Annotated in this window: 28 protein-coding genes; 10 read left to right on the forward strand and 18 right to left on the reverse strand. The window is 62.3% G+C overall.

The window, feature by feature from the left end; genetic code table 11:
- Positions 1-217: 217 nt before the first annotated feature.
- Both GJR96_RS11365 and GJR96_RS11370 read left to right on the forward strand, forming a co-directional pair.
- On the forward strand, positions 218-466 hold the full coding sequence (locus tag GJR96_RS11365; protein WP_151163027.1) for a hypothetical protein: 249 nt from the start codon (positions 218-220) through the stop codon (positions 464-466).
- 72 nt (positions 467-538) lie between these two features.
- Entirely contained in the window at positions 539-1537 is a 999-nt protein-coding gene (locus GJR96_RS11370) for an ornithine cyclodeaminase family protein (RefSeq protein WP_151163028.1), read from the forward strand.
- A 63-nt stretch (positions 1538-1600) separates the two neighbouring features.
- Here GJR96_RS11370 and GJR96_RS11375 read toward each other — a convergent pair whose 3' ends face one another.
- From GJR96_RS11375 to rqcH, 7 genes are all read right to left on the reverse strand, one after another.
- Entirely contained in the window at positions 1601-2152 is a 552-nt protein-coding gene (locus GJR96_RS11375; protein ID WP_151163029.1) for a hypothetical protein, read from the reverse strand.
- Positions 2153-2400: 248 nt separating this feature from the next.
- Positions 2401-2838, reverse strand: a complete 438-nt coding sequence (locus GJR96_RS11380; RefSeq protein ID WP_151163030.1) for a hypothetical protein — start codon at positions 2836-2838, stop codon at positions 2401-2403.
- 55 nt (positions 2839-2893) lie between these two features.
- A complete protein-coding gene (locus tag GJR96_RS11385) occupies positions 2894-3964 on the reverse strand; it encodes an mRNA surveillance protein pelota (protein WP_058572216.1) in 1071 nt (356 codons plus the stop codon).
- Positions 3965-4009: 45 nt separating this feature from the next.
- Positions 4010-4699 carry a DUF4013 domain-containing protein gene (locus GJR96_RS11390; RefSeq protein WP_151163031.1) on the reverse strand — a complete coding sequence of 230 codons (690 nt, stop codon included), beginning with the start codon at positions 4697-4699 and terminating at the stop codon, positions 4010-4012.
- A 174-nt stretch (positions 4700-4873) separates the two neighbouring features.
- Positions 4874-6772 (reverse strand): MASE3 domain-containing protein, encoded by a 1899-nt coding sequence (locus tag GJR96_RS11395; RefSeq protein ID WP_151163032.1) that lies wholly within the window; start codon positions 6770-6772, stop codon positions 4874-4876.
- A gap of 188 nt (positions 6773-6960) precedes the next feature.
- Positions 6961-7671, reverse strand: coding sequence for a DUF4013 domain-containing protein (locus tag GJR96_RS11400; protein ID WP_151163033.1), 711 nt, complete (start codon positions 7669-7671; stop codon positions 6961-6963).
- A 178-nt stretch (positions 7672-7849) separates the two neighbouring features.
- Positions 7850-9955, reverse strand: a complete 2106-nt coding sequence (gene rqcH, locus GJR96_RS11405) for a ribosome rescue protein RqcH (protein ID WP_151163034.1) — start codon at positions 9953-9955, stop codon at positions 7850-7852.
- Positions 9956-10054: 99 nt separating this feature from the next.
- Between rqcH and GJR96_RS11410 the strand changes: the two genes are divergently transcribed.
- The 3 genes from GJR96_RS11410 to GJR96_RS11420 all read left to right on the forward strand — a co-directional run bounded on the left by GJR96_RS11410 (position 10055) and on the right by GJR96_RS11420 (position 12113).
- Complete coding sequence (locus GJR96_RS11410; RefSeq protein WP_151163035.1) at positions 10055-11416, forward strand: hypothetical protein; 1362 nt, start codon at positions 10055-10057, stop codon at positions 11414-11416.
- Positions 11413-11856 (forward strand): GNAT family N-acetyltransferase, encoded by a 444-nt coding sequence (locus tag GJR96_RS11415; protein WP_151163036.1) that lies wholly within the window; start codon positions 11413-11415, stop codon positions 11854-11856. Before GJR96_RS11410 ends, GJR96_RS11415 begins: the two co-directional genes overlap by 4 nt.
- An 89-nt stretch (positions 11857-11945) precedes the next feature.
- Positions 11946-12113 carry a hypothetical protein gene (locus tag GJR96_RS11420; protein ID WP_154326223.1) on the forward strand — a complete coding sequence of 56 codons (168 nt, stop codon included), beginning with the start codon at positions 11946-11948 and terminating at the stop codon, positions 12111-12113.
- A 164-nt stretch (positions 12114-12277) separates the two neighbouring features.
- Here GJR96_RS11420 and GJR96_RS11425 read toward each other — a convergent pair whose 3' ends face one another.
- From GJR96_RS11425 to GJR96_RS11455, 7 genes are all read right to left on the reverse strand, one after another.
- Positions 12278-13468, reverse strand: a complete 1191-nt coding sequence (locus GJR96_RS11425) for a mechanosensitive ion channel family protein (protein WP_151163037.1) — start codon at positions 13466-13468, stop codon at positions 12278-12280.
- A 100-nt stretch (positions 13469-13568) separates the two neighbouring features.
- Positions 13569-13781: a hypothetical protein gene (locus tag GJR96_RS11430; RefSeq protein WP_151163038.1), complete on the reverse strand. Its 213-nt coding sequence runs from the start codon at positions 13779-13781 to the stop codon at positions 13569-13571.
- 143 nt (positions 13782-13924) lie between these two features.
- Positions 13925-15571, reverse strand: coding sequence for a tRNA uridine(34) 5-carboxymethylaminomethyl modification radical SAM/GNAT enzyme Elp3 (locus GJR96_RS11435; RefSeq protein ID WP_191965852.1), 1647 nt, complete (start codon positions 15569-15571; stop codon positions 13925-13927).
- A gap of 138 nt (positions 15572-15709) precedes the next feature.
- Positions 15710-17899: a DHH family phosphoesterase gene (locus GJR96_RS11440; RefSeq protein ID WP_151163040.1), complete on the reverse strand. Its 2190-nt coding sequence runs from the start codon at positions 17897-17899 to the stop codon at positions 15710-15712.
- 101 nt (positions 17900-18000) lie between these two features.
- The gene (locus tag GJR96_RS11445) at positions 18001-18603 is read right to left on the reverse strand and encodes a YIP1 family protein (RefSeq protein WP_151163041.1); all 603 of its coding nucleotides are present in this window, start codon (positions 18601-18603) and stop codon (positions 18001-18003) included.
- A gap of 8 nt (positions 18604-18611) precedes the next feature.
- Positions 18612-19199: a thymidine kinase gene (locus GJR96_RS11450; RefSeq protein WP_151163042.1), complete on the reverse strand. Its 588-nt coding sequence runs from the start codon at positions 19197-19199 to the stop codon at positions 18612-18614.
- Between the two features lie 98 nt (positions 19200-19297).
- Positions 19298-19876 (reverse strand): NADPH-dependent FMN reductase, encoded by a 579-nt coding sequence (locus tag GJR96_RS11455; protein WP_151163043.1) that lies wholly within the window; start codon positions 19874-19876, stop codon positions 19298-19300.
- A gap of 115 nt (positions 19877-19991) precedes the next feature.
- Between GJR96_RS11455 and GJR96_RS11460 the strand changes: the two genes are divergently transcribed.
- Positions 19992-20333 carry a DsrE family protein gene (locus tag GJR96_RS11460; RefSeq protein WP_151163044.1) on the forward strand — a complete coding sequence of 114 codons (342 nt, stop codon included), beginning with the start codon at positions 19992-19994 and terminating at the stop codon, positions 20331-20333.
- Between the two features lie 64 nt (positions 20334-20397).
- On the opposite strand, the gene GJR96_RS11465 is transcribed toward GJR96_RS11460, so the two are convergent.
- The 3 genes from GJR96_RS11465 to GJR96_RS11475 form a co-directional block, all read right to left on the reverse strand.
- Positions 20398-21354 (reverse strand): CPBP family glutamic-type intramembrane protease, encoded by a 957-nt coding sequence (locus GJR96_RS11465; RefSeq protein WP_191965853.1) that lies wholly within the window; start codon positions 21352-21354, stop codon positions 20398-20400.
- A gap of 193 nt (positions 21355-21547) precedes the next feature.
- Positions 21548-22465 carry an A/G-specific adenine glycosylase gene (locus GJR96_RS11470; protein ID WP_151163046.1) on the reverse strand — a complete coding sequence of 306 codons (918 nt, stop codon included), beginning with the start codon at positions 22463-22465 and terminating at the stop codon, positions 21548-21550.
- Between the two features lie 79 nt (positions 22466-22544).
- Complete coding sequence (locus GJR96_RS11475) at positions 22545-23555, reverse strand: hypothetical protein (protein WP_151163047.1); 1011 nt, start codon at positions 23553-23555, stop codon at positions 22545-22547.
- Between the two features lie 197 nt (positions 23556-23752).
- Between GJR96_RS11475 and GJR96_RS11480 the strand changes: the two genes are divergently transcribed.
- Positions 23753-24076, forward strand: coding sequence for a hypothetical protein (locus GJR96_RS11480; protein WP_151163048.1), 324 nt, complete (start codon positions 23753-23755; stop codon positions 24074-24076).
- A 39-nt stretch (positions 24077-24115) separates the two neighbouring features.
- On the opposite strand, the gene GJR96_RS11485 is transcribed toward GJR96_RS11480, so the two are convergent.
- Entirely contained in the window at positions 24116-24547 is a 432-nt protein-coding gene (locus GJR96_RS11485) for a hypothetical protein (protein ID WP_151163049.1), read from the reverse strand.
- A gap of 142 nt (positions 24548-24689) precedes the next feature.
- Here GJR96_RS11485 and GJR96_RS11490 point away from each other — a divergent pair, with 142 nt between their 5' ends.
- The 3 genes from GJR96_RS11490 (at position 24690) to GJR96_RS18145 (ending at position 26897) form a co-directional block, all read left to right on the forward strand.
- Positions 24690-24953 (forward strand): BolA family protein, encoded by a 264-nt coding sequence (locus GJR96_RS11490; protein WP_058572233.1) that lies wholly within the window; start codon positions 24690-24692, stop codon positions 24951-24953.
- 133 nt (positions 24954-25086) lie between these two features.
- Positions 25087-26496: a class II fumarate hydratase gene (locus GJR96_RS11495; protein ID WP_151163050.1), complete on the forward strand. Its 1410-nt coding sequence runs from the start codon at positions 25087-25089 to the stop codon at positions 26494-26496.
- Between the two features lie 236 nt (positions 26497-26732).
- Positions 26733-26897 carry an HVO_2901 family zinc finger protein gene (locus tag GJR96_RS18145; RefSeq protein WP_191965854.1) on the forward strand — a complete coding sequence of 55 codons (165 nt, stop codon included), beginning with the start codon at positions 26733-26735 and terminating at the stop codon, positions 26895-26897.
- Positions 26898-26902 lie beyond the last annotated feature (5 nt).

The following is a 26902-nucleotide window of genomic DNA, read 5'->3' on the forward strand; positions in this document are numbered from 1 at the left end:
AGTTCCCGCGCGCACAGAAAGTTGTGTGCTTTCTGTTCAACACAGCACACGACCGACATTCTCGGGGGTCTGAAATTCTCACACAGCGTATAGGTCTACGCTGTCCGTCGATTTTTCTTCTATAACTTATGAGAATGTATTCTCGAAGCCACAGCGAGAATATCAATCATCTATGGGAAAGAACTATACCAGTTACACACGTATAATAATATATATTATGACCGGATATTACGACTACATTCTTGGGCTCATCCCGCTCGCACTCATCGGAATTACTGGCACCCTCGTCTTCGCAGGGTTGCAGTTAACCACGGCAGTTCCGATGGCTGCAGGTGTGTCCGCGCTCCTCACCGGCCACGCCCTCTTCGTGAACGGCCCATCGACGTCCGCTCCAGTTCACCGACAGGTTCGCAACTCCGGTCCATCCGACGCAGCACCGGCCCCCTCCGTTCTCGACGCAGACTAACCACGCTCGCTGCACCGACCGACCGCCAGTTCGGCCCGCAGGGTTTTGACCGAAGGTCACGTCTCGCTATACATGACAGAGACATTGTTCCTCACGAGCGACGACGTGAGCGGGTTAGCGACACCCGCCGAGTACGTCGAAGCGGTTCGAGCAGGCTATCGACAGCGCGGAAACGGGGCTCCTGCGGAACCCCGGACGAAACTTCTCAACCGTGAGCCACCGGGGATGTTCACCACCTACGCCGCGGTACTCCCCGAGACGGGCGCGATGGGCGGGTACATGTACTCCGCAGGGTTCGGCGCGACGGACGCGTGGTTCATGACGCCGTTGTTCGACGCCGAGTCAGGCGAACCGCTCGCACTCCTCGACGGCGCGAGTATGAACCCGTTCAAGACAGGCGCAGCAGGGGGCGTCGCAGTCGACGTCCTCGCCCGCGACGACGCCTCGACGGTGGCAGTCGTCGGAAGCGGTCCGCAAGCGAAGGGCCAACTCCGCGCCATCGACGCCGTTCGTGACCTCGAAACGGTCTGGGTCTACTCGCCGACGAAATCCAACCGTGAGGAGTTCGCTGGGGAGATGGACCGCCTACTTGACGCGAGCGTCGCCGCCGTCGCCTCCAGCGCCGCGGCAGTCGAAGGGGCAGATATCGTGGTGACGGCGACCACCGCCGCAGAACCCGTCTTCGACGGCGACCTGCTCGAACCCGGTACCCACGTCACGGCGATGGGGCAGTACCACCCGGACAAGCGCGAACTCGACACGACGACCATCGCCCGGGCGAAGTACGTCCCCGACCTGCGGGAACGCGCCACTATGGACGCTGGGTCGTTCCTCGCCGCCGTCGAGGAGGGCGTCGTCGACGAGGACCACATCTACGCCGAACTCGGCGAGGTGGTCGCTGGGGCTGTCCCCGGCCGCGAAGACGACGACGAGATTACCGTCTTCGACAGCGGTGGAACGGGTATCGAGACGGTCGCAGCGGCGCACATGCTCTCCGAGAAAGCCCGCGACGAGGGCCTCGGGACGACGATATACTTCTCACCCGCGAGCGAGTCACTGACGGGCGAATAAAGCGGATAAGTGTCGTCCATCGCCACTGCACAAAAATTGGTCGTCTCTGGTGTCGACTCTGGCTCAGAACGTCTCTGGCCACGGACGGGGGAAGTCTTCCGATAGTTCGGTGTTCCCCGGTGCGTCTGCGACACGTTCCGGAACGATGGGGCACAGGACGACGGCACCGGGCTTCGAAATCGTGACCAGTCCAGCGTCTTCCGCCGCCCGAATGTCTTCGACGTCGTCGAAGAGTGCCTCCGGATAGTGTTCCGAGACGTACGGTGAGGCGACGATATCCGCTACCGTAACCCCCGTTTCCGTTTTGACGAGGTTGACGTTCCAATGGGGTGAGTATCCGGACTCTCCGGGAATGAATTCGACGACCTGCGCTTGCCACACCCTGTCTCCACCGATGAGGTAGATGTCGTTTTCTCCGCGTTCCGTCACTCCTTCCTCCACCCCGTGAGCGACGTAGTATATCTCTTCACCTTCGTACCACCCGTTTGCGACGGGGACACCCGCCGCGACGGTTCCAGTCGCACCGACGCCGATGGCGAGTCCGCCTACGAGCAGTCCGGACGTTCGGAGGAACCGACGGCGGGTCGGTCCTCCGGTGTCTTCTGTGTTCGTCATAATCGTTCTCCTCACGAACCGACGAGAGATGGGTAATCGCGCCCGACTCGCCGGTTCGACCGAACGATGACCGAGAGGATTGATAGTGATTTTTCGAAATCTCGCACCACTCTGTGTTGATTCTCTTCCAAATCAGGAGTGAATGTGTTCCCGACGCACGCACCGAGTCGAGTACTGGTGATGTCTCTCGGAACTCGGCTTTCACAAACGGCCCGAGATTGCGGACAGACCGACTGAACCGCGGCCAGTCACAGCGTCAATCGTGCGGTCTGTTCGACGCGCTCGACAACCGCCGGCAACAGCGCCAACGCGCCGGTGACGACGATTGCAGGGACGACGATGCCGGCCCAGAACCACCCAGAGTGGACCTGTACTGCGGCTCCGAGCAGCGACGTGCCACCGACCACGAGACTGTAGTACGCAGACCGCAGGGGAAGCGTCGGGAGATGACCGGGACGCGGCCACGACCCCGTCGAGACGTACTGGCCACGAAAGGTCCCGACGGCCGCAGCACTCACGACGAGTGCCGTGATGCCGGACAGCGACACCGCTTCCGGTGGTGTCGCGGCCAAGAGCATCCAGAGTATCGGAATCACGAGGACCGACACCTCCCACCCGGCGAAGAACACCTGGTCGAGCCATCGGTCGACCCGTTTGATGGTCTTCGTGAACACGCCCGATTCCACACTAGACCCTCGGTCGCAGGCGTCTAAACGATTGCTCCGCGTGTGCAGAACGACGTTACTGGAGTCGGTACCGAAGGATAGCCGCGATGCCGCCGAGGTTTTTCAACTGCTCACCGGGTTGGAACTCGGCCGAGAAGACGGTCACCTCGCCGCCTTTCTGTTCGACCGAGTCGATGATGTCGTTCACGTCCACGTCCCAGTCTCCCTCGCCCTGTCGCTCCGCGCGGAGTCGAGAGTCGAGGAGGAGAAGGTTCTCGACGGCCCCGAACTCGGCCGCTTCGGCGACCTGTTCGACGCCGTAGGCGGCCTTCGCGCCGGTCGAGATGTTCTCCATCAACTCGTCGATGAGGTTGGCTTCCTCGGCGATACGCGTCTGTTTCTGCACGTCGTCGACGGCACCGCGTTTGAGGACTTCGTGGACGCCGCGGTCACCGACACCGGCGGTGTCGACGGTGGTGACGATGTTCTCGGCCACGTCGGCGTAGTTCTCTTGGAGGTAGTCCATCGCGTCGTTCTTCGTGAAGCCCGGACCGGCGAGGATGATGGCGTCCACGTCGAGGTGCGAGAGGGCCGACCCGAGTTCGTCGAACAGTTCGGAACGAGGACGAGCGTATTCGCCTTTGCCGGTCGGTTTCGTGAGCGACGCGTACTCTTCGGTTCCGTACTGGGCGACAGTGTGGATGTACGCGGCCCCTTCTTCGACCGTCGCGATAGCCACGTCGGGGTTCTCTGCGGCCTGTTCTGCCGTCTCGATACGGTCTATCTGGTCGGCTTTGAAGTGCTTCTCGATGGTTATCTCGGCCCGCTCTTCGACGTTGATTGTGTGGTGGTGGCCGAGTTGGTCTTCGCGGGAACACGAGGTGATGACGCCGCCGACGCGGAGGCGATTGGCGAAGCGGGCGAACTCGATATCGTCGACTTCGATGGTCACGTGGAGGTGTTCACGCTCGCCACCAGTGTCTCGCATCTGTTCGTCGTCGCGCTGGATGCGGCGGGTGGTGTCACCGGAGACGAGGTCACCCGGTTCGAGGACGTACGAGAGATGCCAGAGGTCGTCGACGTTCTCGGGGACGAGCGTGATTCGCTCGCGCCCCTCTTCGCCCCGACCGCGACTCGAGATGCGCATATACGTCCGGTCGTCGCGGAACGGAAAAGAGTCCTGCTATCGCGGTTACCAGCCCGACTGTTGTCCGACGCCGTCGGCGTACCCTCTCGCCCACAGGTAGTACGTCGTCACCTGGACGTAGAACAGGATGAAGACGCCGACGAGGATAATCGAGAGGAGACTCCCGATTGTGCCGAGGACGAGTGCGACGACGATGGCGAGAACCCACGCGACGGCGTACTCGGCCGTGAACGCACCACTGAGAATCGTCCGGACGTCGAAGCCTGCACCGAGGTTCCCTTCGATGGCGAAGTTCGCGCCCGCGGCGGGGACGATGTACCCGACGACGAGCGAGAGTGCGAAGACGAGCAGGCTTCCGAGAATGGCGACGATTCCGATTCCGAAGTTGCTCGCCGGTTCGGGTGGCATGCCCGCGCTGGTCGTCGTTTCGGCGACTGCAAACGTGCTGAGTCCGATAATAGCCGAGAAACCGATGATGGGGATAATCGCGAGGAGCGCCCAGACGAACGTGACGACGAACAACTTCAGGCCGTCGACGAAGAGTGCACCCCAATCGGTGAACGAGGGTGCCGCTTCCTCGCCGCGGGCCGCCGCCTGCATGGCCCGCACGTAGTATCCTTGCAAGATAATCGCGGGGAGGATGAGGACGGAGAGGAGCGAGAGCACACCGCCGATAATCGTAGTCGCAACCCAGTCGTCGCTTCGCTTGAGGAACGACAGTGCTTCGGAGAGCATGGTGAGAAGGTGTCGCTCCGCTACCGGCTTAGATATTCCGTCGAAACTGAGACTTCTGCGTTTCGGAACCCGTCCGAACCCGGCGTGGTCGCATCGGAGACCAAACGAGGGTGGGTGCTGTGGTTGTGGCGTTGGCCGTGGCAGCCACTGCCCGCACAGTGATGGCACATCTGGTCAGTTCAAGGATGCCGTGGGTGTCGCTTCGTCGGCGTGCGGGCTGAACGGGACAGTCAGAGTGACGACACTCCCTTGGGGCTCCTTGTCGGTGATATCGACACTCCCACCGGCCTCCGAAACGATGTGGTTGACTACTCGCAAGCCCATCCCACTGCTATGGTTTAACGCGTCGATATCTTCACGACCCGTCACGAGTTCTCGTTCGACAGCAGGGATACCGGGGCCGTCGTCTTCGATTACTATCTCCACGCACTCGGCCGTCGACGCGAGGGCGATATCGACGCGTGGGGTGTCGCTATCGGTGTGTACGACGGCGTTCTCGACGACTTCCACGAGCGCAAGTTCGAGTTCCGGAATCGTCTCGACCGACAACTCGTCTGGCATCTCGACAGCGAAGGTGGCGTCGGGGAATCGCTCTTCGAACTGGTCGACGACTGAAGTAACGACCACGGTGAGGTCCGTGGGGACGGGCGACGGTGGGTCGAGCAACAGATTGACGATGCGGCGCTCCTTTCGAACCTGATTCAACAGTCGTGTGCCAGCGCCTTGGATTCGACTTCCCACGCGGTCGGTGTCTGCTTCGCCGTCACCGAGCATTTCTGCGTACCCGAGTACGATATTCAACTCGTTGCGGATGTTGTGTCTGAGCACCCGGTCCAGCACTTGGAGATGGTCGGCCGACCGCTGGAGGTCCTCTTCGAGTTCATCTCGGTAGGCAACTCGTTCGGAGATATCCGCGTTGATACTGACGAAGTTCTCGATGTCACCATCGGTGCCGAAGACGGGCGCAATCGTCTGGTGGACGACGAATGCGTCGCCGTCTTTGTCGACGTTTACGACATTACCCTCCCAAGTCTCGCCCGCAAAGATGGTCGCCCAGAGGTCCTCGTAGAACGCGTCGTCGTGTTTTCCCGAAGAGACCAGCCGTGGATTCATCCCGACACACTCCTCGGCGGTGTAGCCGGTCAACTCCTCCCATGCCCGATTAACGTACTGAATGGTCCCGTCTCTGTCAGTGATGAGGATGGCGTGACCCGAGTAATCCGCGGCCTTCTCGAACTTACGCGCCTCACTTTCGCGTTCTGCGAGGCGTCGGTAGAACGTTCGCTGTGGTTCTTTGATGCTCGTTTTGACGATGGCGAGGTACAACAGATAAAACGAACAAATCTTCAACGTGTGGCCGACTGCATTCGAGAGGTCGTACACGTCGATGTAGAGCGTGAATGCGAGTTCCGACACCATGCTCAACATCAATGAGGCCGCAAGTAGCTGGAAGATGCGCCGAGAGAAGGCGGCACGCTGACGAACTAACAGGCCGAGTGCGACCCCGAAGAGACCGATGATAGCGTACTCACTGTAAATTTTGAACGTCGTCAACCCCTCACCAGCGACGTACGCAGTCGGAAAGACGTCCCAGGCGAATATCGACGCGAGTCCGAAACCGACGACTGCGGTGTAGCCCCCGGCGAGCCAGACGAGTTGCCGAGAACCCAAGTCGACGGTGACAGCATCGTGTTCGACGATAGAGTAGCTGAGAACCCCCGCTCCGACGAGCGTGAACGCCTCGATACCGCGTCCGAACACCCACAACTGCGTCGGGAGGTCTGCGCCTGCCGCGGGGAACACTCCCATGCCCTTGTATGCGAGCGTGTGGAGGAGGTCGATGCCACCGATAAACAGATACCCGATGCCCAACACGGCGAGGTACGGGTCGTCCAACTGGTCGGCGGCGTTCCAAACGAGGATGAAGACGGCGAACGCGATGAGGATACTGAGAATTTCCGTGATTGCGTGGAACAACAGAAAGTTTTCGACCAACACGAGAGCGGAGACGACGGCGGCGCTACTTCCGACTAAGAGAGTGAGATACTGTTCTCTGTTTAAAAGCGGAAGCATGGGCAAGTCTCCTAGTCGGCATGAAATCGGAGACAACGGTTGAAAAACAATCAGGTCCAATTACAAAAGTTGAGAACGAACACAGACGAGACGACGACCATTCTCTCCGTTGGTGGTCTGTCCTCGGCGAACAGAGTCCAGGCTCAGAACGTGTCGCCAACAAAAATTGTGAGAAACAGACGGCGGGTTCAGACGGCGGGTTGCTCGCCGGGTGTCTCGCCTTCGTCCATCATCTCGATATCGTGGAGTTCGCCCCACGTCTTGCCGATGATGTAGTAGGCGGCCACCGAGGCGTAGAACGTCACGAACGCGCCGACGACGAAGCCGAGCATCGGGATGACGTTCAGGATGCCGACGACGAGGGACGCCGCGAACAGCACCACGAACGCCGTGAGCCACGCAGTGGCGTACTTACCCGAGGTGAGGATGGGCCGGAGCGTCCCGAAGTCGAAGCCTGCACCGAGGCGGTCCGTCTCCGCGTAGTTCGCGAGGGCCGCCGGGACGAGGTACGCGGCGGCGAGGCTGAGGACGAACGCGACCAACAGGCCGAGCAGCGTCACGATGCCGCCGAAGGCACCCGCGGCGTCAGAGCCACCGCCGGCGACGATGCCGACGAGGCCTGCGAAACCGAACGCCAGCGCCACGATAGCGGGGATGAGGAAGTACACGAACACGATAGCGAAGCCTTTCAGGCCATCGACTAACATGTCACCCCATTCGTCGAACTCAGGCGGTTCTTCGTCTCCTCGCATCGTCACACGGACGACGCGAAGGAGATAGCCGATGACGAGGAACGTCGGGATGATGAGGAAGCTTAGCAGGCCGAGTACACCGCCGATGAGGACCGTCTTGACCCAGTCCTCTCCGTTACGGAGATAATTGATTGATTCTGAAATCATTGGAATTCACCGAGCGCCGTCACCCGACCACGAGGCACCGAGCCAACTGATGTGTTAGGTATCGCGCATGCGCTCAGGGATACGTTACGGTGAGAAAGTATATAATCTTGCGCCAAACACCCACGAATAATGGACTATTAATCGACTAAACGTCGATTTCTGGGCGGCAGGGGCGGATTCAGTCGTCGAGGATATCGCTTCCACCCGGCGGCAAGAACTCCTGAATTTGGTCGGGAGACGCAATCTTTCTGACGAACGACTTGTCCGCGAAGCGTTCACGGAGTCGCCGGTAACAGAGTTTGGCCGCGTCGTTTTGCGCGTACTGGCCGGGTGTGAGCGTCAGCATCGTCTCCGCACGCGTCTCGATTGCCGACGGCGGGCCGCCGACGACACGCGTCTCGTCCTCACACTGGATGCCGACGGCGACTTTCGCGGGGATGTCTTCGAAGTACCGACGGTCCCCGCGGACGACGAAACTCCCCTTCTCGACGTATTCGCCCGACTCCGGCGTCTTCGACACCTGTGACGGTTCGACCATGTAGGCGTCGTCGGCGAAGCGGCCTTCTTTCCAGATAGAGGAGTACGACACGGCGAACTGGGCGGCCTCTCGAAGCGTCTCTTCGGAGAAGTCGACCTTCTGTGCGGGTTCGCTCGGCCCGGTGGCCTTCAGGAGTGTGACGGGGCCACCGTGCGCCTGCGTGTGGAAGAACCGGTCGTGTTTGCTCATGTACTTCTTCACCAACTCCTCGTTCTGGTCGGCGTTGCGTCCGCCGACGACGAGGTACCCGTCGGAGGTGTGGAACCACCGGAAGCGCTCGAACCAGTGTTCGGTCGATTTGACCGGGACCGAATCGAGCGAGAGCCAATCGGTCTCTTCGGGTTCTTCGTCCTCGTCTTCGTCTTCGTCCTCGTCGTCTGCTTCCCACTCGTCGCGGCGTCGTTTGGCCGCTTCGAGTTCCTCTCGCGTGTCTTCGATAGCCGCGAGGGCACCCTGTTTCTTCTCTTGGATGCGCTTGGCTTCGGTGTACAGGCGGTCGGCGTTCTTTTCGACGCCCATCGACACGTCGACGGTGACTGTCGTGTCGTCGAGGGCGATGGTGGCCGTTCCGTTCGCACCGTCGACGTCTTTGACGGCCTCTGCGGCGGGGATTCCCTGTTCGGCACCTGCGTCGAGTTTCGTGGCGATGTCGTCCCACGGGACGCCCTCCTCGCGTGCACCACGAATGGTCTCGATAACGTCGTCGACGAGGTCGTAGTTCGCGTAGAGCAGTTCGGCCCGGTGGCGTTCTTCGTTCGCCTGCTCGTCGAAGCCTTCGATGGCCTGTTCTTGTTGTTCGATGATGCGCTGTTGCTTGGCGATTTGTTCCTCGAAGTCCGGGCGGTTCGAGGTCGCCTCTTGCTCGTCTGCGGTCAAATCGAGGCGGAAGAAGTAGTCGTCGAGCGCATCGTTGAACGAATCGTGGGCCTCCTCGTCGAGGCCCTCGTTCTGGTGTTCTTCGAGTGGGAACGGCGTCACGTCCACGACTGCCCCCTCGTCGTCGAGGTAGACGCGCGGTTCGAACTCACCGGACCGGACTTGATGGCGAAGTTCGACGATGGCGTCGTAGATTTTGTCGTAGTCTTCGTCCGACGCGTCGGTGATGTCGAGCGTCTTCTCCACGCCGGCGCGGGTACAGATTTCCTCGGCGTACAGGCCGCCGAGGTTTAGTTGCGTCGCGATGGTGCGGACTACGTCGGTGTCCGACTGGTCCATGTGGCGGCCGAGTGCGTCGCGACTGATGGTCAGCGGGTCGAGTCGAGAGGAGGGATACTCGTACTGTGACCCCGGTGCGACGGTCCGCGATTTGAGACGAACGGTCTCCAGACTGCGGACGACTTCGCCCGTCTCGTCGAGGACGGCGATGTTGCCCTGGCCGAACAGTTCGACCACGATTTTCGTGTTTTCGTCGCCGCGTTCGAACGAGAATGTGAGGATGCGGTCGAACTCGTACTGTTCGACGCCGGCGAAGTCCGCCCCGTTGAGTCGGTTACGGAGCATCATCGCGAAGTTCGGTGGCCGACCGGGGGCGTCCGGGACGTGCTCCTGTGCGGCGAGGTGTGCCCGCTTGATGTCGCCGACTTCTAAGAGGAGTTCGAGACGCCCACGGTCGAAGTCCCGCATCTTGAGGCGAAGCAGGTCGTCGCCGTAGAGGTACGCCTTGTCGACCTTCGCACCCTCGTACCGGTTCAACTCGGTGACGAGAGCCGCGAGGTCGACGCTCGTGAGTTCCCGCTTCGGGTCCATGGACTCGCTTTTCGGCGGCGACGGAAAAGGGGTGTCGTTTCCGCAGGTGGAGTCGTCGGGGAGAAGACACTTATCACCGAGTCGAAATCTATGCGGTAGATGAGACTCCGCGCTGCCTTCTTCGCCCTCCTCGTCGTCGCTTCCGTGCTTCCAGTTGCGGTGGGGCCGACGACAGCTAGCTCGCCGCCGGAACCGGTGTGTGGCGTCTGTAGCGACCCCTTCACCGCTGCCGCCGACGATGCAGGTGTCGACCTCACCATCGAATCCAGCGAACTCGACGTTCAGGTCGGCGACGACGGAGTCGGCTACTGGACTGCCTTCGTCACCGTCGACGAGCAGTCTGCGGCAACCTTCCGCGAGAATCCGACCCTCCTCGACAGCGTCGTCCGACAGACGTTCGAGAGCCATCGCCCGTTCGTGGACGACCCGCGAAACCTCGACAGCCGAATCGACGGCCGCACCGTCGTCGTCACGTTCGACGTTCCGGAGATGGCCTATCGAGGCTACGGTGACGTCCTCCTCGTGGACTACTTCAACGCCGACGGCGACACGCGGTACGTCTACGTGGACGCAGACCGGTTCAGGGTCAGTGGTCCCGAGGGAACCGTCCTCGTCAACGACCCAGAGCGGTTACACACTGGCGACGACACGAAGGCGACGTGGATTGGCGGTGAACGTGACCGGACATCCATCGACGACGAGACCTACCTCGCGTTCGGCCCCGACAAGGGGATTTCGACGCAAACCGCCGCCTACGCCAGCATCGCTGTCGACTCAGCACCGTATCTCGTCTCCGACCTCGTCGGTGCGGCGTTGGTCCCGACGCTCCTGATGGCACTCGGTGTTGCGGGAATCCAGTACGCGACACGGCGATTCGACACGAGGGCAGACTCGGTTCGAACGCTCGGATACCTCGTTTCGGGCCTCGGCGTCGCGTGGATGTTGGGTCTCGTCGCCCTCGGGGTGTTCGCTGGCGGACTCAGCGCAATCGCGTGGACGCTCGGCCTCCAGTTCGTCGTCATCGGTCTCGTCGGTGTTCGGCGGCCGGATTGGCTGACGTTCTGGCGACTCGTCGCCGCGACTGTCGGCCCTCCACTCGTGGTTGCAAGCGCTGTCTCACTCTTCACGAGGACGGGCCAACTCTGGGGCATCCCGAGCGCCCTCTCTCTCGGCACGACAGTCGCGTTGTTCCTTCCGCTCGGCTACGCGGCCCGGCGGAAAATCGACGCTCGTCCGCTGGCGCTCGCCATCGTCGCCGCGCCCGTCGTCTTCACCATCCCGACGCTCCCAATCGGCGGGTTCGGTCCCGCGTTCATGGCGATGCTCCTCGTCGGGTGGACGCTTCTTACGCTCGCCGCGGGGATACTCGTCTACCGACTCGGGTGGGCGCTCGGTGGCGAGACGACCGGCGAGTCGCCTCCGAAATCGTCAGGTAGTCACCCGCAAAACCACCGGGCATGACCGAGACCGAAGTCCGCGTCGTCTCGACTGACGACGAGCGCGAGGACGCCTTCGCCGTCAGAAAGGCCGTCTTCGTGGACGAACAGGGCGTCGACGAAGAGATAGAGTGGGACGAGTACGACGAACCCGAGTCGGACGCGGTTCACTTCGTGGGCTATCGGGGCGGCGAGGCAGTCGGTGCGGCACGACTCCGCGAGTACGAACCCGGCGTCGGAAAGGTCGAACGCGTCGCGGTCCTCGAATCTGCTCGCGGAGAGGGATGGGGGAGACGGTTGATGGAGACACTGGAATCCGAGGCACGGAGTCGCGGGTTCGACACACTCGTGCTTCACGGACAGACCTCTGCAGAAGGTTTCTACCACGGATTGAACTACGAGACGACGAGCGACGTGTTCGACGAAGCTGGGATTCCGCACGTCGAGATGGAAAAGAACCTCTGACGGACGGGAATGGCGGTAGGTACGCCAGACCTGAACGATTGCTCGGGTTTATGCTACAACTTAGCATAGTCCCTAGTGGGGTGGGACAGATGTCCGCCGTTCAAACCCTGAAAGCGGTCCTCTTTGGAACCGTCGATACCGAACAGTACAACTATCAGTGTGAGGTGTGCCACGCCGAGTTCACCTCGGAAGAACAGTCAGTACAGACAGTCGCGTGTCCGGAGTGTGGGTCATACAACATCCGTGAACGCCTCTAACAGGTGGTACTGCGTACCAGAGGCGTTTGCCGAAATGGAGTCGAAGACCCAGTCGGCGTGAGTCGAATCCACGACACGAACCGAGTCTTTCGCTTCCACACCCACGCGTCAGTTTTTCGAGCAGAACGCCGAGAGGGCACGGAATCAGACGTGAGGCGGTGCGTTCAGTCCTCGTTCGAGACCGACTTCGACACGGGTTGACTGCGGCGTTCGTTCCGGAGTTGGAACCCGTCGGCCTCCTCGCGGGCGAGGAGTTCGCGCTGCGGGAAGGGTATCTTGATTCCTTCGCGGTCGAACGCCGTCTTGACGTTCCGAAGCACCTCGGCTTTCGCTCGCATTCGGCGCGGGGCCGAGGGGTTCGTAATCCAGAACAACAGTTGCAGGCCGATAGACGAGTCACCGAACGTGGTCGGCACCACCTGTGGTTCCGGTACGCTCTCGACGAACTGGAGGTCGGTCAACGCCTCCCGGGCGACGTCTTCGGCGTGGTCGATGTCTGTCTCGTAATCGATACCGACATCCATTCTGAGTCGGAGTCGGTTGCGCTTCGTGCGGTTCGTAATCTTGGCGTTCGTCACCCGGTCGTTGGGGAAGACGACCGTCTCACCGTCGGCGTTGCTCAGACGGGTGTTGATGATAGTGATGTCGGTGACGATACCCTCCGCGTCGTCGATTTTGACCCAGTCACCGAGTTCGAACGGCCGAGAGAACATCAGGACAAACCCCGCGATGAGAGAGCCGAGGGTCTGTCGGGCGGCCATACCGACGACGATACCGAGGAACCCGGCACCGACGAGGATGCCACCGATTTCGAAGTCCCAGACCGTGAGCGTTGCCATACCGACGGCGAGGAGGACGACCACCTGAAGGACACGGAAGGCGATTCCCTGTTGATGAGCGTTGATGTTCTCCGAATTCTTCGCGTACGCGTCCAGTTGTTCTTCGAGGACGTTCGTCCCAGCGAGCGCGCCTGCGAAGAGGACCAGTGTCACCCCGATTTTAGCGAGGTTCGGAACCGCGACTTGAAGCACAGCCACGACGTCGTCGGCGAGGCCGGTGAATCCCCAGAGCCACAGTAACGACAATCCAGTTCCGACGAAGATAGCGACTTGAAGTGTCCGCACGATGATCGTGGTCGGGAACATCCACGTCACGTCGGTGACTGGGTCGGGAACTTTCGAATGTTCGAGGACCCGGTCGTGGAACTCCACCCTCACGCGTGAGACGATTCGCGGCGCGAGGAACAACGCGATTCCAAGCGCGAGTACCACGAGCGCCGCCGAGAGACCGATTCGTTCTTCTGTCGAGACGAACTGCGCCAGCGTCGACCTGAGGTCCTCTACCCACGGTGTCACGTCTGGCGACCCCCCTTTCCTGCCATCGTACCAGTCAGTCGTCTGAAAAAGCAAAAACGTGGCGGAGCGAGTCTCAAGAGTGAAAATCACTTTTAGACGTTCATCGTTCTTTCAGACCCTCTTCGAGGAGCGAGAGCACCCAAAACACACAGCCGACGAGTACTCCGAGACTGACCAGACCAAGGACGTACTGCCCCGACCCGAGTGCGCGAAAGGTCGTTCCGAACGCGATGATACCGACGACGGCGAGGAGACCACCGAGAATCGCCCGGTGGACAGACGACACGAGTTGGTCAGTGTGTGACGAGTCCATCGCCCCGGAAAAACAGTTGCTTCGCTGATAAATATGTCCGTGTTGCCGCTCACTACAACCGCTTCGACACGGACGACCCAGTCCCACCTTTTTCCGGCCCTCACTTCGTTCGGGCCACAAAAATCTGGACCAAAAAGACTCACCTACAACCGCTTCGACACGTACGGACCGTCCTGATAGTACCCGAGTTTCTCCTTGTAGTACTGGCGGACACCGATACCCGAGATGACCGAAATCTTGTCGTACCCGGCGTCACGGGAGAGTTCTTCGGCGTGAGCGAGAAGTTTGCGGCCGTAGCCCTTGTGCTGCCAGTCGCCGTCTGCGCCGATGCCGGCTTCCGACCCGTAGACGTGGAGTTCACGGACGAGCGCGGCGTTCTGAAGCTCTTTCCGAACCGGGTTTCCGGGGAACCTAAGGCGACAAAAGCCGATGAGCAGGTCTTCGACGGGGTCTTCGAACGAGATGAAGTGTTCCGTCCCGCCGGCGACTTCGTACGTCATCACGTCGAGTTCGACGCGGTCGAGGTCCGGGTCAGCCTCGTTCATCCCGACTTCGCGGGCGCGAATGTCGCGCGGGACGATACCCTTCTCTTCTGCCCGCTGGCTGGCGAGTTGGCGGAGGTTGGACTTCCAGACGCCGGCGTCGATGAAGTCCGCAGGGATGTCGCGCTGGACGCGCTGGAGGCGCGTGTACTTCGGAATCATACCCATGACTTCGGCGACGATGTCGGCGGCCTCCTCGTTGTTCAGCGGTTCGTACTCGCCGCGGCGCCACATGTCGTAGGTGATGGTGTCGCGGACAATGAGCGTCGGGTAGATTTTGAGGTAGTCCGGCCGCCAATCGCTGTTCTCGAACAGTTGGCGGAAGTCCTCCAGACACATCTCTTTCGTCATGCCCGGTTGCCCCGGCATCATGTGGAACCCGACTTTGAACGCCGAGTCGCGGAGGCGGCGGTTGGCGTCGATGGACGCCTGCACGCCGTGGCCGCGGTGCATCTCACGGTTGATGCGCTCGTAGGTCGTCTGGACGCCGACTTCGACCTTCGTCGCACCCAAATCGAGCATGCGGTCGATTTGCTCGGGGTCGCACCAGTCTGGCTTGGTCTCGAACGTCGTCCCGATGTTGCGGATGTCGGCCGTCTCGTTCTCGGCGATGACGTCTTCGAGATATTTGAACTCGACATCCTCGGGGTCGGGCTTGAACGACTCGTTCTCGGCGGGTGCGGGTTCCTTCGAGAGGTCGTAGTCGTTCATCGCTTCGAGCGCCCGCTTGACGAACCACTCTTGATAGTCGTGGCTCCGGGCGGTCATCGTCCCGCCCATCAAGATGAGTTCGACCTTGTCCACTGGGTGGCCGATGTGTCGGAGTTGTTCGAGGCGAAGCGTGACCTGTCCGTAGGGGTCGTAGTCGTTCTGGACGCCACGGGCGGCGGCGGGTTCGTGACCGGTGTACGACTGCGACGAGGAGAACTCGCTCGCTGGGCCACCGGGACAGTAGAGACACTTCCCGTGCGGGCACATGTGCGGCGAGGTCATGATGGCGACTGGTGAGACGCCGGAGGCGGTTCTGACGGGCTTGCGTCGGACGACCTCTTTGACCTCCTCGCGGCGGTCTTTGGGTGCGTACTGGAGAATCTCGGTGTTCTTCGGCACCTTTGGCGAGGAGTGTTCCGAACAGGCGTCGAGTTTCGCCGACTCGAGGTCGTCGCGGTCGACTTCGCCCGCGAGGATGCGCTCGACGAGCGCTTCGCAGGTCCGCTCGAACGCCTCGGACTCGGTTTCGGCGCTCACGGACTCACCTCCCGGGTGGCGACGTGGTGACGGTTCATGGGCGCGAATCGGGTCGTTTCGTGGATAAGCGTGTCGCTCGACGGTGTCGAAGTCGCGGTCCTCCGTCGAGAACGAACGAGGAGGAATCTGGATTGTGGCTTAGAACTGCTCTGCCGCGGCCTCGAAGACGGCGTCGAGGGCCTCGTCACGAGCGCCGGAGAGGAACTCGATGCGGCCTTCGCGGATGCCGGCGGCGGCGAGGCCTGCTGCGGGGGCCTTCGCGGACGCCGATTCCACGAGTGCGCGGAAGTCGAGGTCGCCCGTGCTACGGAGGTACAGTTCGTCCGTGCCGAGTGCGATGGTCAGGAAGTGGTCACCCTCGCGGTTGCGGCGGTGGAGTTCGTCGACGAGGAGCCCAGTCGGCGGGAAGTCGAAGCGGTGACTGTAGGCGTCGGAGTCGAGGACGACGCCGGAGACGTCGTCGTAGCCACGAACCGTGAGGTTCGCTTCCGCGGTCTCGACTTCCGCTTCGACCTTGATGCGGAACTGTTCGGAGACGTGGCCAGCGAGGGCCTCGTCGGCATCGAACAGGAGGTCTGCGATGAGTTCGCGCTTGTCCTGGTACGACTGGTAGTACGCTTCCAGCGCGATTGCCTCGCGGAGTTCGCGGACGAGGTCGGCGTCGAATCCGTGGTCTGCGGCGAGGTCGAGGTACTGCTGCGGGCAGTTCTCCCAGTAACTGACGGCGGGGAGATGCGACACGTCGTCGCGCACGTCCTCGTTGACGGCAGCGGCAAGCGTCGCGGCCAGCGCACCGACCGAGAGGTCGCTCGCGTCGGCACCCTCGCGGGCGGGGTTGACGAGAACGTCCACTTCGGCGGCGACTTCTTCGTCTGCGGGCGCGGCGTCGACGACGACTCGCTCGGAGCCGTAGACGCCGAGCAGGCCGAGTCCGTCGAGGGATTCGGCGGTCGACCCGGCACCGAGGAGGAGTACGAGTGGAAGCTTCTCGTCGTGGCGGTCACGGTCTTCGAGCATCCGCGTCACGTCGTTCGTGGCGGCATCCATGCCGTAGACGGCCTCTTCGAGCGGACGGCGGGTGAAGTAGTGGTACTCGGCGTCGTCGCGTGGGTGTTCCGCGCGAATGAGCGGGAGCACGGCACGTTCGACGGCGGCACCGGCGACGTAGCCGTCTGCCGTGGCGGTGTGGCGGACGACGATGGGGCGCGATTCGAGGACTGCACGGCGAATGGCCTCTGTGGCGTCGAGCAGCGACTTGCCGACGGCGGCGACCGGTTCGTGGGCCGCGAGCGGTGCGATTGCCTCGGGGCGCGCTTCGTCAGAGAGCGCGTCTGCGAGTCGCTGGGAGATGGTCTCAGCGGCGTCGCCGTCGAGAACGGTCAGTTCCTCGGTCTCGATTTGGAGTTCGCCGCGACGTCGTTCGACTTCGCCGTCGATGCGGACGTAGTCGCCCACTTCGACTTCGGGGTACGCACGGACGCCGGCCTCGACGAAGGCAGCACAGTCGGCGACGGCCGTCTCGTCACGGAGTTCGAAGACGGTCGGACCGCCAGTCTGGCGAACGCTCGCAACTTCGCCTTCGACGCGAACGTCGTTGCCAACGTGGTTCTCGATGTCGGCGAGCGTGACGCGTTCGAGTTCGGCCGGTTCGTCTTCCGCTTCGTCCTCAGTTTCGACAGGGTCGGCTTCGACGGCCTCGGCTTCAGACTCGGCCTCGGTCGCTTCGGTCTCTGCCTCTTCGATGTCACCGACGACATCCTTGGCGGTCGGCGCGCGGCCTTCCTCGGCAGGTTCTTCGGAGACCTCTTCTGTCTGTGCGGGTTCGGCAGACTCTTTGGAGACCTCTTCCGCCTGTGCGGGTTCGGCAGCCTCTTCGACAGGTTCGGCTTCAGATTCAGTCTTCAGACCGACGGGGCGCGTCGTTTTGCCCGTCTTCGGGCGCGTCTTGACCGTCGTGGGGCCACTGTCCGACACCTGCTTTTCGATGGGTTCGCCGTCGTGGTCGCCGTCCGGGTCGTGGACGCGAGCGCCGCGGAACTCGGATTCGGTCTCTCGAATCGACCATCCGAGGTCGACGTTCCCGTTGTCGCGGACGTTCTTGACTTGGACGAACACGTCGTCGCCGGGTTCCCACTCGAGGGTCTCGAGGCGGCGGTCCAGTTCGCTACGGTGCAGTAGTCCAGTCACGTTCGGAGCGAGGTCGACGAAGACACCGAAGTCGGCGTACCCGTCGACGGTGCCCTTGTAGAATCGGCCGGGAACGAGTTGATGGGGACTATTTCCCCGGAACTCGAACCAGACGTCCTCCTCGTGCGTAATCCAATCCATTGGATTTAGCAAACAACCCCTAACTAAAACGATTGTCGAAAAGCGCTCAGGCTAGAGAGACGCGCGTACGAGCGAATTCCCCCGGCGTTTCGACGGGAAATCTACACCAGTGCGAGTGCGGCGGCGAGGTCCGAAACCGCCCGAAACCCACCGAAGGCGTAGCCAAAGACGACTCCTGCGGGAACTGCCGAGGCCAGCACGGCCTTCGCGAGCGACGTTTGATGGACCTCACTGATGCCGATTGCGAGGAGTGCGGCACCGTATACCGCACAGAGTGCGCGGAGACCGGGGATGGGCAGACTCGCGAGGGCACACGGGGCGGCGGCGTAGGCGATGACCTGAACTGTCTCACTGACGCCGGCACGCCGCGACAGCAACGGAATGAGAAGTGCCGTCTGTATCGCTGCGGTCAGGTGGAGGAGCGCCGGCGCGACGAAGAGGGCGATGACGAGGAGTGCGACCACCGCAGAGACGACTGGCCCGCCTTCGATGGCGGGGATGGTCGATGGGGTGAGGGCGTACTGGAGACTCTGGTAGACGAGGGCGACCGAAATCGCAAACAGCAGTCCCGGTGCCTGGTCGCCGGGTGCGACGCCGTCGCGGAAGAACTGGCGGGGGCGAACGAGAACGGCGACCCACGCGCGGAGGACGCCAGCGACGCCGCGGTCACGGCCCTCCCGGGGGGTCTCGACCCAAGTAGTCACGCTAGCCTCTAGTCACGCCGGAGCGTATGACAGTTCCGGCACCGTGCTTCGTAGGACTCCTCTGCGCCGACGAGGACAGTCGGTTCGTCTACGTGGGCAGGTTCACCGTCGATGAGGCGTTGGTTCCGGGTCGCCGGTTCCCCACAGATAGTACAGATTGCCTGCAGTTTGTCCACGTACTCGGCGAGTGCCATCAGTTGCGGGAGTGGTTCGAACGGTTCGCCGCGGTACGTCTGGTCTAGCCCGGAGATGACGACGCGCTTTCCGTCGGCGGCCAATCGCTCACACACGTCGACCAACTCGGTGGAGAAGAAGTTCGCCTCGTCGATGGCGACGACGTCCTCACCGTTCAGTTCGTCCACGATTTGCCAGACGCCTTCGCCTTCGGAGGGGACGACACTCGCTTCCCACGACCGACCGGCGTGGGACCCGACAGTCGTCTCACCGTATCGGTCGTCGACTTCCGGTTTGAACACGGAAATCTCCTGCCCCGCAATCTCCGCGCGACGGAGGCGTCGAAGCAACTCCTCTGTCTTGCCCGAGAACATCGACCCAGTGATGACCTCTATCCACCCACTCTGTGTGATGGCGTGCATATCTCATGAGGGAGACGAGGAGGGTCAAAACGATTGTTCATCTCCGGCGACTCTCGACGACTGGTGACTGTCACCAGACACGACGCGTCGATGTGGCGTCAGTCGTCGGCACCGACGTTCTCGTCGCTCTCGAACGTCGACGGTTCGGGTTCGATGTTGGCGTACATGACGGCGTCGCGGCCGAGTCGTTCGATTCGGTCACGGAGGCCACCGTCTACGAGTTCTTCCCCGTCGAACGCCGAAGAGGCTCGCGGGACTGCGGCCTGATGCGGGAGGACCCACGCGTTCAACGACCGGCAGACAGAACGAAGATGTTCGAGTGCCGTGACCGGGAACGACCCACCGGCGACTGCGAGCAACCCGACGGTCTTCTCACTGAACTCGTCGAACCCACAGTAGTCGAGGGCGTTCTTGAGGACCCCAGAGTACGACCCGTGATACACAGGCGTGCCGAGGATGACGGCATCTGCGTCGTCGATGATGGAGGCGAACTCGACGGAGTCACCCTGTTCGTCGTAGTCGGCGTTCAGTGGCGGGAGGTCGAAGTCGCGGAGGTCCACGAGTTCGGTCGTCGCGCCGGCGGCCTCGGCACCGTCGAGCGCGTAACGGAGCGCGTACCGAGTAAAACTGTGGTCGCGGAGACTACCGACGACAGCGACCACGTGTGTCTGGTCCATACGCTGTCTCACCGGGTCGGGAGTAAAAACAGCGTCGGCCCGGCGCAGGGACGTCACGCGACCGCAGACGCGAACAGGCGCAACAGACACGAGACTCGCGGTCGAATCAGAGACGATGAACGTCGTCTTCCACCTGTCAAGCGGGACCGAATCGGAGGTCCGTCACGCCCTCGCCAACGTCAGCAATCTCCGCGACGACGAGACAGTCGAAACCGAGTCGGTCACACTGCTCGCGAACGGCGACGCCGTCTCGTACTTTCTCGGCGAGTCACCCGTCGCAGACCGAATCGAATCACTCCTCGGAGATGGCGTGCGCTGTCGCGTCTGTCAGAATTCGTTGGACACCCGTAACATCGACGCGGCGTCCCTCGTCGCCGGCGCGGAGGTGGTCCCGTCGGGTGTCGGTGAACTCGTCACGCGACAGGCCGCGGGTGATGCGTATCTGAAAGTGCCGTGACGGTCGAACGAGACCCATCGCCGGGGGGAGAAGTCCGGCCGTTAGACGTGCCGGGACGCAGTCGTTAGGACGCCACCCCCGAACTCTTCGCCCGCCAGTGCGCGATATCCGACTCGATAGCGAGTTCTCCGCGAGTCAGGTATACCCACGTCAACAGGCAGGCAGCCCCGACAACGACCTTCCCAATCGTCAACTCGTACAGACTCGCCGTATAGGCCACCTGCCCGAGCGCTGGTGGCGTCGGCGTGACCCCCGTTGGTTGCAACACGACAGCGGCCCAGACGTTGTGTCCGAAGTGGAGACCGACTGCGACCGACAATCGGCCGGTCAGAACGTACGCTCCGCCCCACAGCAACCCCAACAGCGCGCTCGTGAGTACGATTTGGACGCTCCGTCCTTCGACTCCGCCCCCTCCCTGACGAACGACGTGCATCACGCCGAAGAGCAGCGAACTGAGCAGGAGAGCGGCACCCACAGCCGCCTCGTCTGAGACGTCTCTGGCTGTGAGTCCTTCGGCGAAGTTTGTGAGCATGGCGCTCCGGAAGACGAACTCTTCGAACGTGACCTGAAACCCGAAGGTGACGATAGCTGCCACGGCCAGTACCGCGACGACGCGAGGGGCGCTCACAGGAGAGACGAGCGTCCGTTTCAGTTCGGCATCGCCGGTGAAGAGAAACACGCCCGTGGGGACCGCATACGTGAGCCCACCGATGACGGTCCCAGCGAGCAAATCGAGTCTATCGATTCGAGAAACACCGAGACCGTATCCCGACAGCGTTCGCTCGTCTAGCCGGCGAGCGACGACGACCGCACAGAGCAGTCCGATGGCAGAGACGAGACCGAGCAACCCGAGGTTTATCATCTGTCTGAGTTCGGGTCCGAACTCGGCCACCTCGAACAGCGTGCGGATGGTGGAGGCGAGACCGGCCAGTGCGAGCAGTTGTATTCCGAACCCGACTCCGAGGGGGATGAGACTCCGCCACGTCGCTCTCACCCGCGTCTCCTCCGAACCGTTCGTCAAAAGGCGTACCCATCGTTTCAACGATTGCATAGGCCTTACAGACAGGAGATAGGCGGGTGCCAACAATGACACCTTTGATACTATAGAATTCTAACAGTTTTTCACAGTTCGGGAGACACTCCGCCGGGCGTGTGCTTCGCTGTCCATCTCGTTCAGCGGGGACAAGTGACCGATTTCGGACCGCTCAGATGGGTCATCGGCGGAGGCTGGCAGTTGTCTCGCCGCCGCGTTCCTCGATGGCGACGAGGCCATCAGCGGAGAGGTCGTCGAGGAGTCCACGGAGCCACTCCTCACCCGTCTCGCCACCGTAATCCACTCGCACACGCGGCCCGAGTTCATCTAATCCTAATTCGTCGTACTCGCCCAGAATGCGAACCACGCGGCCTCGCATCTGTCTCCTGCTCCCCTCGAACTTCGGTTGCGTCGGGACGTCGGGCGCGGTGAAATCACCCGTCTCGTAGGCGTGGCAGAACTGCCGCCACGGACACCCAGACTCGTCGCACCTCGGCGTCTTCCCGCAGGCGACGCCGCCGAGTTCCATGATGGCGTTGTTCCAGACTCGGGATTCGCCCTCGGGCATGAGTTCTGACGCCGCCACCTCGAACACCGAATCGTCGTCTGGGACGGCGAAGGCGCGGTGGAGGACGCGCTTGACGTTGGTGTCGACGACGGCGTCACCGTTGTTGAACGCGAAAGAGGCGACTGCGTTGGCCGTGTACGGGCCGACGCCCATGAGTTCCGAGAGGCCGTCCGGGTCCTCGGGGAACGACCTATCGTGGTCTTCTGTAACCTGTCGCGCCGCTTCGTGGAGGTACTTCGCTCGGTTGTTGTAGCCGAGGCTGTGACTCGTCCAGAAGGCGACCACGTCCGCTCTGTCGGCCGCCGCGAGGTCCGACACCGTCGGCCACTCGGCGAGGAATGCGTCCCACGCCTCGACCACACGTCCGAGTTGCGTCTGTTGGCTCATCACCTCGGAGACGAGAATCTCGTAGGGGTCGTCGGTACGACGCCACGGGAAGTCCCGGTGGTCGGCTTCGTACCACTCGACCAGCGCCGTCTGGACTGCGTTGCGGTCGAGGTCAGAGGGGAGTGCGGACTCCGCGTCGCTCATCGCCCCGGCTTAGGACGGGGCGCGTTTAGCCGTGGCGATGCAAGGTAACTATTCGGTGGTCACCCACCGGCCCTCCCGTTCACTCCACGGAGACGATTGGGCAGTTGACGTTCGCCGCACCCGACGCGAGTTGCTCGGCGTCGGTTGCCGAACCGAGGTCCGAGACGGCGTCGAAGTCGGCGTTGTCGTAGATGTTCACGAACCACAGCGGCGAGTACCCGGAGTCGTCCGGCAGCGTGGCGACGACGTTGTGCGTTTGGTCGCTCCCGTCTTCGGTCACGAAGCCAGATGGCGGGCCACCGCCGTCCTCGCCGGGGTTCACGTTGAACGTGACGTAGATTGGCGACAGCGGGACGCTGTCTCCACTCAGTGTGAGGGCCGCTTCGGTGAACTGGAAGTACGAGACGACCATACCCTGATACCAGCCTTCGACGAGACCCGTGTCTTCGTCGCCGTAGCGCATCGAGGCAGTCGACCCGTCGGGGACGACGGGGCAGTTCACGAGCATGTCGGTCGCCTCCATCTCGTACCCGGCGTCTTCGATGTCGGCCAGACTCGTCGCCGTGTTCGCTTCGTAGTCCTCGGGGACCGTCACCTTGTGAACGTGCCAGAAGTCGTTGTAGCCCTCGTCTCCCGGAATCACGTCGATGACGTTGAGTTGTCCTTCGACCGGCGTGTCCTCACCCTCGCGGAAGAGTGCGTAGATGGGTGCCGGCGTCGTCGCCTGCACGTCGAAGTTGTAGTATCGGACGACTTCGCCGTCTGGGCCGAGTCCCTGCGTGATGAAGGGGCCGCCGTCGAAGTCGACTGCTTCGTCCGGGCCGGGCAGGCCGTTTTCGTCGGTGCGGACCATCAGCGTCCCCGCCGCCTCGCTGAACCGGTCGACGGTTGCTCTGGGGGCCGACTCGGGGTCGGTGGGGGTCGAACCACTCTGTTCGGTCGTCGACTCAGTTGTCATCTCTTCGGTGGTCGCCGTGCCCATCGTGCCACCGTTCCCGCCACCGGTCGACCCGGTGCACCCTGCGAGGAGCGTCGTTCCAGCCAATCCTGCTGCGACGAGGAATCGTCGGCGTGTCGTGTGTTTCGACATTGTCGATAGAGAGGACTCCCCCACGACGGATAGCGATTTTTTCACTTTCGACCGCACTCTGGACAGAATCGGTACGTACTCTGTTTCGACTCTCTACCAAATTCGTCTCGGGAGCGGTTGGTGGCGGACCCGACGTGGTCGTCGCGGACGTTCCGCGGTCGAAACGCGTATGCCCCTGACGACCCCATCGCCGGCCGATGACACTCGACGAACTCTCAGACGACGTGACGGACGCCTACAGCGACCTTGGCGAGGAAGTGGCGGTCTCGCTGGACCGCGAGACACGCCACGAACTCGCGATGCTCGTCGCCCTCTACGATACCGACGACGTGAGCGAACTCGTCCGTCGCGGGATTCACGCGCTCTTCCAGTCGGAACTGGACCGCGGCAAACTCGACTTTCACATCCGACAGGGATACGATGTGACCTACGACGAGTACCTCGCGGGGATGACCTACGACGAGATGACCGGGCAGGCGCAAGCACCCCCGCGGGACGACGTTCGACGCTACCAGATGTAAGTCTCGGCCGGCGTGTCGGAATCGCCGAACGAGTCGGCCTTAGCACACCTCGATTTCTATCGATACGTCCTCCGTCCTGACGTAGCGTTCCGACTCGTCGGACGTGACGTCGAACGTCCGCAGGAGTATCACGAGTCGTTCGTCGCCGACTGTCGCGCGAAGGACGACACCTTCGCCAGTGACGACGACGTACGGTGGGGCAGCGACCGGTGGCGCAGGCATCGGGCGTCCGGTGGCAGTCACCGCGTCTGCGAGTGCGCGCGGGAGTCGCGAGAGTGCGCCAGACCCGTCGAGTGCGCGGGCGAACGGCGGCACGACACGGTCACGGTCGGCAACCGAATCGCCGTCCCACTCGGCGACGACGGCGTCTGCGCACTGTCCAACGACTGTCAGCAGTCGGTCGTGTTCATCGCGGAGCACTCGCTCCACCTCGTCGAGGGCCGTCGTGAGTGGTGTCGTCCCGTCTGTCACAGGTCGGGGTGAGTCGGCATCGGGTATAAACCTCCGCAGAATCGAGAGGGTCGAATCGTCGTCTCGCTAGTCCCTCGGCCGAGTCGTCACCACCGGTGACGCTCCCGGACGATTTTTCCCGCCGCACACCCCGAGTACGCACATGGATATCGCAGACATCGAGGCACTCATCGAGTCGAACATCGAAGACGCCGAGGCGACCGTCTCCCGTCCACGGTCGGTCGACGAGAACCACGAAGACGCCCACTTCGCGGCCCTCGTCATCTCGCCTGCCTTCGAGGGGAAGTCGCTCGTCCAGCAGCACCAACTCGTCTACGACGCCCTCGGCGACCACATGACGACGGACATCCACGCGATGGAACTCAAGACCTACACCCCCGAGGAGTACGCGGCGCTGGACGAGTAACCGCCACCACCGCAGTTCCGTTACCGAAGCACGCGAAGAGAACTATCCGTCTCCGAGTGAATTCCACTGAGTCGGTGCCAAAATCAGGCATGTACCAATGGATTTTACCTCATACCACGACGACGCCCAGATTATGGGAGACGATGATTACCGAATCGAGCAGGACAGTCTCGGAGAGATGGAGGTACCGGTCGACGCGTACTGGGGTGCACAGACCCAGCGAGCGGTCGAAAACTTCCCCATCTCTGGCATCACGTTTGGGCGGCGCTTCGTCCGCGCTCTCGGCGTAGTCAAGAAGGCGGCGGCACAGGCCAACCGTGACCTCGGCATGATAGACGACGACGTGGCCGAGGCCATCGTCGAGGCCGCCGACGAGGTCATCGCCGGCGAACTCGACGACCAGTTCCCCGTCGACGTCTTCCAGACCGGGTCCGGTACCTCGTCGAACATGAACGCGAACGAGGTCATCGCCAACCGCGCCGCCGAACTCATGGGTGAGGGCATCGGTGACCGCGTCGTCCACCCGAACGACCACGTCAACTTCGGGCAGTCTTCGAACGACGTCATCCCGACCGCGATGCACGTCTCCGCGCTCGAAGCAGTCGAGAAAGACCTCCTCCCCGCGCTGGAGACACTCGCTGAAGCGCTCGGTGACAAGGAAGACGAGTTCGACAGCGTCGTCAAGACCGGCCGCACGCACCTGCAGGACGCCACGCCCGTCCGTCTCGGCCAGGAGTTCGGTGGCTACCGGACGCAGGTCGAAAAGGGCATCCGCCGCGTCGAGAACGTCCGCGAGCACCTCGGCGAACTCGCCCTTGGCGGCACCGCTGTCGGGACGGGCCTCAACACGCACCCCGAGTTCCCCGCGAAGGCAGCCGAGTACATGAGCGAAGAGACTGGTGTCGACTTCCGCGAGGCCGACGACCACTTCGAAGCGCAGGCAGCCCACGACGCGATGGCCGAGGCACACGGCGCACTCCGCACCGTCGCCGGGTCGCTCAACAAGATTGCGAACGACCTTCGCCTGCTCGCCTCCGGTCCGCGCAACGGTCTCGGCGAACTCGAACAACCCGAGAACCAGCCCGGGTCGTCCATCATGCCCGGCAAAATCAACCCCGTCGTCGCCGAGGCGGTCAATCAGGTCCACAAGCAAGTCGTCGGCAACGACGCCGCCGTCGCCGCGGGTGCCGCCGAGGGGCAAATCGACCTCAACCTCTACAAGCCCGTCCTCGCGCACAACTTCCTCGAATCGGCGAAACTCCTCTCGAACTCGTCTGAAGTGTTCGCCGAGCGCTTCGTCGCCAAACTCGAAGCCAACGAGGACCACTGCGCCGAACAGGTCGAACAGTCGATGGCGCTGGCGACGGCGCTCAACCCGGCAATCGGCTACGACAAGGCGTCGAAGGTCGCGAAGAAGGCGCTCGCAGACGGCAAGACGGTCCGTCAGGTCGCCGTCGACGAAGGCTACCTCACCGAAGCAGAAGCAGACGAGGTCCTCGACCCCGAGAAGATGACCCACCGCGGTATCCTCGGCGACGACTGAACAGATAACGTCGATAGTATCTTCTTTTGATAGTTCTACACCGCGAGCGGTGCGGCTGTGCAGTGTCGGTTCCGAGACTGGTTTCTGCTTGTTTAGGCCGGCGAATCGTTGTATTTACTCGGTGTGCGGTAGCAATCACCACCCCGCGTCGCTATGGCACAACTGACCAGGGTATGAACTCTCACGAAATCTCGAAAATCGGTATTTTGAAGCCTGATTTTGACGATTATACGGATATGGCCGGACTGCAAGAGCAGCGGGCCCGCGGGCGAGACATGTTGGAATGTCGAGGTTGTGGGGCCGTATTCCCGGAGGGACGAGCGACGAACGATGGGTGGACGTACGTCTGTCCCGAGTGTGAACAGGTCGAAGGCATCGGCGAAGGTCTCCGCAGACTCTGACGGCA

This window comes from Haloferax litoreum (genome assembly GCF_009674605.1).
GTDB classification, from domain to species: Archaea; Halobacteriota; Halobacteria; order Halobacteriales; family Haloferacaceae; genus Haloferax; species Haloferax litoreum.